Source organism: Kitasatospora sp. NPDC041988, from assembly GCF_055588525.1.
Genome location: NZ_JBVJCO010000025.1, coordinates 137590 through 144273, shown reverse-complemented (window position 1 = coordinate 144273; position 6684 = coordinate 137590). Strand labels below are relative to the sequence as shown.

1 protein-coding gene is annotated in these 6684 nt (G+C 73.4%); it reads left to right on the top strand.

Translation table 11 applies throughout. The features are described 5' to 3' along the window. The first annotated feature begins 149 nt into the window (after positions 1 to 149). Complete coding sequence (locus tag ACZ6NC_RS24535; protein WP_465735896.1) at positions 150 to 6617, top strand: amino acid adenylation domain-containing protein; 6468 nt, start codon at positions 150 to 152, stop codon at positions 6615 to 6617. Positions 6618 to 6684 lie beyond the last annotated feature (67 nt).

The following is a 6684-nucleotide window of genomic DNA, read 5'->3' as shown; positions in this document are numbered from 1 at the left end:
TCAACGGACACCAGGACCAACTCCCCACCCCCCTCCCCTTCCGCGACTTCGTCGCCCAAGCCCGCCTCCGCATCCCCCGCGAAGAACACCAGAAGCTCTTCACCAACCTCCTCGGCGACATCACCGAACCCACCGCACCCTTCGGCCAGTTGACCACCAGGGCGGACGAGCCCGACGCCGAGGCCACCGTGCCGATGGACGCCGCGCTCGCCCAGCGGCTGAGGGACCAGGCCCGCCGGCTCGGCGTCAGCCCGGCCACCGTCCTGCACCTCGCATGGGCACGGGTGGTCGCGGCCACCTCCACCCGTGACGACGTCGTGTTCGGCACCGTCCTGTTCGGCCGCATGCAGGCCGGCTCGGGCGCCGACCGCGTCCCCGGACTGTTCATCAACACCCTCCCCGTCCGCGTCCGCACCGGCGACACGACCGCCATCGAGGCCCTGCGCGCCACGCAGACGCAGCTCGCGGACCTCCTCGTCCACGAGCACGCCCCCCTCGTCCTCGCCCAGCAGGCCAGCGACCTCCCGGCGCAGACCCCGCTGTTCACCTCCTTCCTCAACTACCGCCACAGCGGCGGCGCCGAGCACGGACCGGCGTCCGCACTCGAAGGCGTCGAGCTCCTCCACAGTCAGGAGGGCGCCACCTACCCGCTCGCGGTCTCCGTCGACGACACCGGCACCGGCTTCCTCCTCACCGTCCAGGCCGCCGCGCCCATCGACCCGGCCCTCGTCGCCACGCTGCTGCACACCGCGACCGACAACCTGACCGCGGCGCTCGCGACGGCACCGCACACCCCGCTGCACAGCATCGGCGTCCTCGACGACACCGAGCGCCACCGGCTGCTCGCCGAGTGGAACGACACCGCGGCGCACACCCCCGCCGGGACGCTGCACCAGCTGTTCGAAGCCCAGGTGGACCGCACCCCCGACGCCGTCGCGCTCAGCCACCGGGACGACCGGCTCACCTACGCGGAGCTGAACGCCCGGGCCAACCGCCTCGCCCGGCTGCTGGCCGAGCACGGCGTCGGCCCCGACAGCCTCGTCGGCGTGCTCATGGAGCGCTCCACCGAGCTGGTCGTCTCACTGCTGGCGATCCTCAAGGCCGGAGGCGCCTACCTCCCCATCGACACCCGGGCGCCCGCCGACCGGATGAACCTGATCCTCCAGGACACCGCCGCGCGGATCCTGCTGGTCGACTCGGCCATGAGCGGCCACGGGTTCGCGGCGACGGCGGCCGAGCAGGGCGTGACCGTCCTGACCGTCGGGCCGGAGACCGGGAGCAGCATCGCGGACGCCACCGACCTGGCCCCCGCCACCCGGCCGGAGCACCTCGCGTACGTGATGTACACCTCCGGCTCCACCGGGACGCCGAAGGGCATCGCGACCACGCACCGTGACGTCGTGGAGCTGGCCTCGGACGGCTGCTGGCACCTGGGCCACACGGACCGGGTCCTCCTGCACGCCCCGCACGCCTTCGACGCCTCGACCTACGAGCTCTGGGTCCCGCTGCTCGCGGGCGGCGAGGTCGTGGTCGCCCCGACCGGGGACTTGGACGCCGCCGCCGTGCGCTCGCTGATCGTGCGGCACGGGATCACCCACATCCACGTCACGGCCGGCCTGTTCCGGGTCATGGCCGAGGAGGACCCCGGATCCTTCGCCGGCGTGCGCGAGGTCCTCACCGGAGGGGATGTCGTGCCCTCCGGAGCGGTCCGGCGCGTGCTGGACGCGAATGCCGGGATCGTCGTACGGCACCTGTACGGGCCGACCGAGGTGACGCTCTGCGCCACCCAGCACTCCGTGGACGCCGCCGCGAACGTCGGGAGCACCCTGCCGATCGGCCGTCCGCTGGACAACACCGCCGTCTACGTCCTGGACGGCGGGCTGCAGCTGGTCCCGGCCGGCGCCGTGGGTGAGCTGTACGTGGCGGGTGCGGGGCTGGCCCGCGGCTACCTGAACCGCCCGGGTCTGTCGGCCGAGCGCTTCGTCGCCGACCCGTTCGGCGCGGCCGGCGCCCGGATGTACCGCACCGGTGACCTGGTGCGCTGGCGTGCGGACGGCACCCTGGAGTTCGCCGGCCGGGCCGACGATCAGGTGAAGATCCGCGGCTTCCGCATCGAGCTCGGCGAGGTCGAGGCCGCACTGGCCGCACACCCCTCGGTCGCCCAGGCCACCGTGATCGTCCGCGAGGACAACCCCGGGGACAAGCGCCTGATCGGCTACGTCGTCCCGGTCTCACCGCAGGCCGTGGACACCGAGGCGCTGCGCAGGCACCTCGCCTCGGAGCTCCCCGACTACATGGTCCCCAGCGCGATCGTGCTGCTGGAGACCTTGCCGCTGACGGCCAACGGCAAGCTCGACCGCAAGGCCCTGCCCGCCCCGGAGTTCACGGCGGCCGGCTCCGGCCGGGCACCGCGGACCGAGCAGGAGGAGGCCCTCTGCACCGTCTTCGCCGAGGTCCTCGGCGTCACCTCGGTGACCATCGACGACAGCTTCTTCGAGCTCGGCGGCCACTCCCTGCTCGCCACCCGCCTGGTCAGCCGGATCCGCACCGCACTGGGCGTCGAGGTCGGCATCCGCACCCTCTTCGAGGCCCCGACCGTCGCCGGCCTGGCCGAGCGCCTCGGCGCAGCCGGTACGACCCGGCTCGCCCTCACCGCCGGCGAGCGCCCGGACGCGGTACCGCTGTCCGCCGCCCAGCGCCGCCTCTGGTTCCTCGGCGAGCTCGAAGGCCCCAGCGCCACCTACAACATCCCCACCGCACTGCGGCTCAGCGGCGCGCTCGACCGCGAGGCCCTCCGAGACGCGCTGCACGACGTCGTCAAGCGCCACGAAGTCCTGCGCACCGTCTTCCGCAGCACCGACGGCCAGCCCCACCAGCACGTCCTCGACCCGGCGGCGGTCGCCTTCGGCCTGCCCGTCACCGAGGTCACCGAGGCCGGCCTGGAGCAGGCCCTCGCCGACGCGGCCGGGTACGTCTTCGACCTGTCCACCGAAGTACCGCTGCGTGCGGAGCTGTTCACCACCGGGCCGCAGGAGCAGGTCCTGCTGCTGCTCGTCCACCACATCGCGGGCGACGGCTGGTCCATGGGCCCGCTCGCCCGCGACATCTCCACCGCGTACGCGGCGCGACTCGAAGGAAGCGCCCCCACGTGGGAGCCGCTGCCGGTGCAGTACGCCGACTACACCCTGTGGCAGCAGCAGCTCCTCGGCGAGGACACCGACCCTGCGAGCGTGCTGTCCCAGCAGCTCACCCACTGGCGCAAGGCCCTGACCGACCTGCCGGAGGAGCTCCAGCTGCCCACCGACCGCCCCCGCCCGCCCGTCGCCACCCACCACGGCGCCACCCTGCCCCTCCAGGTCCCCGCCGAACTGCACCAGCAGCTCACCGACCTGGCCCGCTCCCGTGGTGTCACCCTCTTCATGGTCCTCCAGGCAGCCCTCTCCACCCTGCTCTCCCGCCTCGGCGCGGGCACCGACATCCCCGTCGGCACCCCCATCGCCGGACGCACCGACGAAGCCCTCGACGACCTGGTCGGCTTCTTCATCAACACCCTGGTCATGCGCACCGACCTGGACGGCGACCCGACGTTCGCCGCTCTCCTCGGCCGCGTCCAGGACGCCGGCCTCGGCGCCTTCTCGAACCAGGACATCCCCTTCGAGCGCCTAGTCGAGGAGCTCGCCCCCACCCGCTCGATGGCCCGGCACCCGCTCTTCCAGGTCATGCTCACCCTCCAGAACAACAGCAGCACCCGGCTCCACCTCCCCGGCCTCACCGCCACCGCCCTGCCCAGCGGCGAGCTCCCCGCGAAGTTCGACCTGGACTTCCAGTTCGGCGAGCTCTTCGACGGACAGGGCCGGCCCGCCGGCCTCCAGGGAGCCGTCACCTTCGCCGTCGACCTGTTCGACCACGCGACCGTCGCCACCATGGCCCAGCGCTTCACCCGGGTCCTGGCGGCCGCCGTCGCCGACCCCGAGCAGCCCGTCAGCCGGATCGAGATCCTCGACGCCGACGAGCGCGCCCTGATCCTCACCGGCTGGAACGACACCGCCCGGGAGCTGCCCGCCACCACCCTGCCCGAGCTGTTCGAGGCCCAGGCAGCCCGGACGCCCGACGCCACCGCCCTCGTCCACCAGGGCGCGGAGTCGACCTACGCCGAGCTGAACGAGCGCGCCAACCGCCTCGCCCACCTGCTGGTCGAACACGGCGTCGGCCCGGAGACCCTGGTCGGCATCCACCTGGAACGCTCCACCGACCTCATCACCGCCCTCCTCGCGGTCCTCAAGGCCGGCGGCGCCTACCTGCCGATCGACCCCGACTACCCCGCCGAGCGCATCACCTACATGCTCGGCGACGCCCGGCCGGCCCTGGTCATCACCAGCGAGCACACCCGGCGGACCCTCCCCGAGGCCGAGGCCGTCGCACGGATCGTCCTCGACGACCCGGACACCCTCACCCGCCTCGCCGGGCTCGGCACCACCAACCCCGTCAGCGCCCTCCTGCCCAGCCACCCCGTCTACGTCATCTACACCTCAGGCTCCACCGGCCGCCCCAAGGGCGTCGTGATCGAGCACAGCGCCCTGGCCCACTACCTGCGGTGGAGCGTCGAGGCCTACCCCTCCGTCCGGGGCGGGACCTTGCTGCACTCCTCGGTCGCCTTCGACCTCGCCGTGACGACGCTGTACGCGCCGCTGATCAGCGGCGGCCGCATCGAGATCGCACCCCTGGAGGACGGCGCACGCGTCCAGGGCGGCGACCGGCTGACGTTCCTCAAGGGGACGCCCAGTCACATCCCCCTGCTCTCGGTGCTTCCGGAGGGCTTCTCACCGAGCGGCGAGCTGGTCGTCGGCGGCGAGCAGCTGCTCGGCGAGGTCCTCGACGCCTGGCGGAAGGTCCGCCCGGGGGCCACCGTGGTGAACGAGTACGGTCCGACCGAGGCGACGGTCGGGTGCATGGAGTACCGGGTCCTTCCCTCGGACGCGGTACCGGACCGGGCCGTCCCCATCGGGCACCCGATCTGGAACACCCGCCTCTACGTCCTGGACTCCCACCTCCAGCCCGTCCCGCCCGGCACCGTCGGCGAGCTCTACGTCGCCGGCGCCCAGCTGGCCCGCGGCTACCTGGGCCGCCCGGGCCTGTCCGCCGAGCGCTTCACCGCCAACCCGTTCGGCGAGCCCGGCGAGCGGATGTACCGCACCGGCGACCTGGTGCGCCGCCGCGCCGACGGCAACCTGGAGTACGTGAGCCGCGCCGACGACCAGGTGAAGATCCGCGGCTTCCGGATCGAGCTCGGCGAGGTCGAGTCGGTCCTGGCCGCACACCCCTCCGTCGCCCAGGCCACCGCCGTCGCCCGCGAGGACAACCCCGGGGACAAGCGCCTCGTCGCCTACGTCGTCGCCGCCGTGCCGGAGGCGGTGGACACCGTGCTGCTGCGCAAGCACATCGCCTCGGAGCTCCCCGACTACATGGTCCCCAGCGCCATCGTGCAGCTGGAGTCCCTGCCCCTGACCGCCAACGGCAAGCTCGACCACCGGGCGCTGCCCGCACCGGACTACGCGGTCGGCGCCTCCGGGCGGGCGCCCCGCACCGCCCAGGAAGAGGTCCTCTGCACGGTCTTCGCCGAGGTCCTCGGCCTGCCAGGCGTCGGCATCGACGACAACTTCTTCGAGCTCGGCGGCCACTCCCTCCTGGCGACCACACTGGTCAGCCGGATCCGTGCCGTGCTGGGCATCGAGGTCGGCATCCGGGCGCTGTTCGAGACGCCCACCATCGCCGGCCTCGGCGCGCGGCTGGGCCTCGGCACCTCGCAGGACGCCCTCGGCATGCTGCTGCCGATCCGGCCGCACGGGGAGCGCGCACCCCTGTTCTCCATCCACCCCGGCGGCGGGCTGAGCTGGTGCTACTCGCCGCTGGCCCGCATCGTGCCGACGGAGCACCCGCTCTACGGGCTGCAGGCCCGGGGGCTCGACGGTTCGCCCGAACTGCCGGTCTCCATCGAGGAGATGGCAGCGGAGTACGTCGAGCGGATCCGCACCGTCCAGGCGTCCGGCCCGTACCACCTCATGGGCTGGTCCTTCGGCGGCGTGGTCGCGCACGAGATGGCGGTACAGCTCAGGGCCGCCGGCGAGCAGGTGGCGGGGCTGACCCTGCTGGACTCCTACCCGTTGAACCTGCTGGAGACCATGGTGACCGTCCCGCCGAGCGGCTCCGGCGACGCGGCCGATCAGGCACCGGGCGCCGGGACGACCGACAACGCCCAGGCCGCCGAGGCCGCCGAGATGGCCGACCTCGCGGACATCATCCGGGGCGGCGACTCGGTCATCGAGCTCACGGACGAGGAGGTCGAGACGGCCGCCCGGGTGATCCGGAACAACGCCAGGCTGATGCGGGAGCACACGCCGCGCACCTTCGACGGGGAGCTGCTGCTCGTCGTCGCCACCGGTGACAAGCCGGCGAGCGCCCGCCCGGCCGGGATCTGGGAGCCCTACGCCTCCGGCGGGGTCCGGGAGCACCCGATCGCCTGCACCCACGCGGAGCTGGTCGAGCCCGACCGGCTGCGGGAGGCCTGGAACGCCATGGCGGAGCGGTCGGGGTCGGACGGCGCGGAGACCCTCGGCTGACCCGACACCGGGGGGGGGGGGGGGGGGGGGGGGGGGGGGGGGGGTGCGGGGGGGGGGGGGGGGGGGG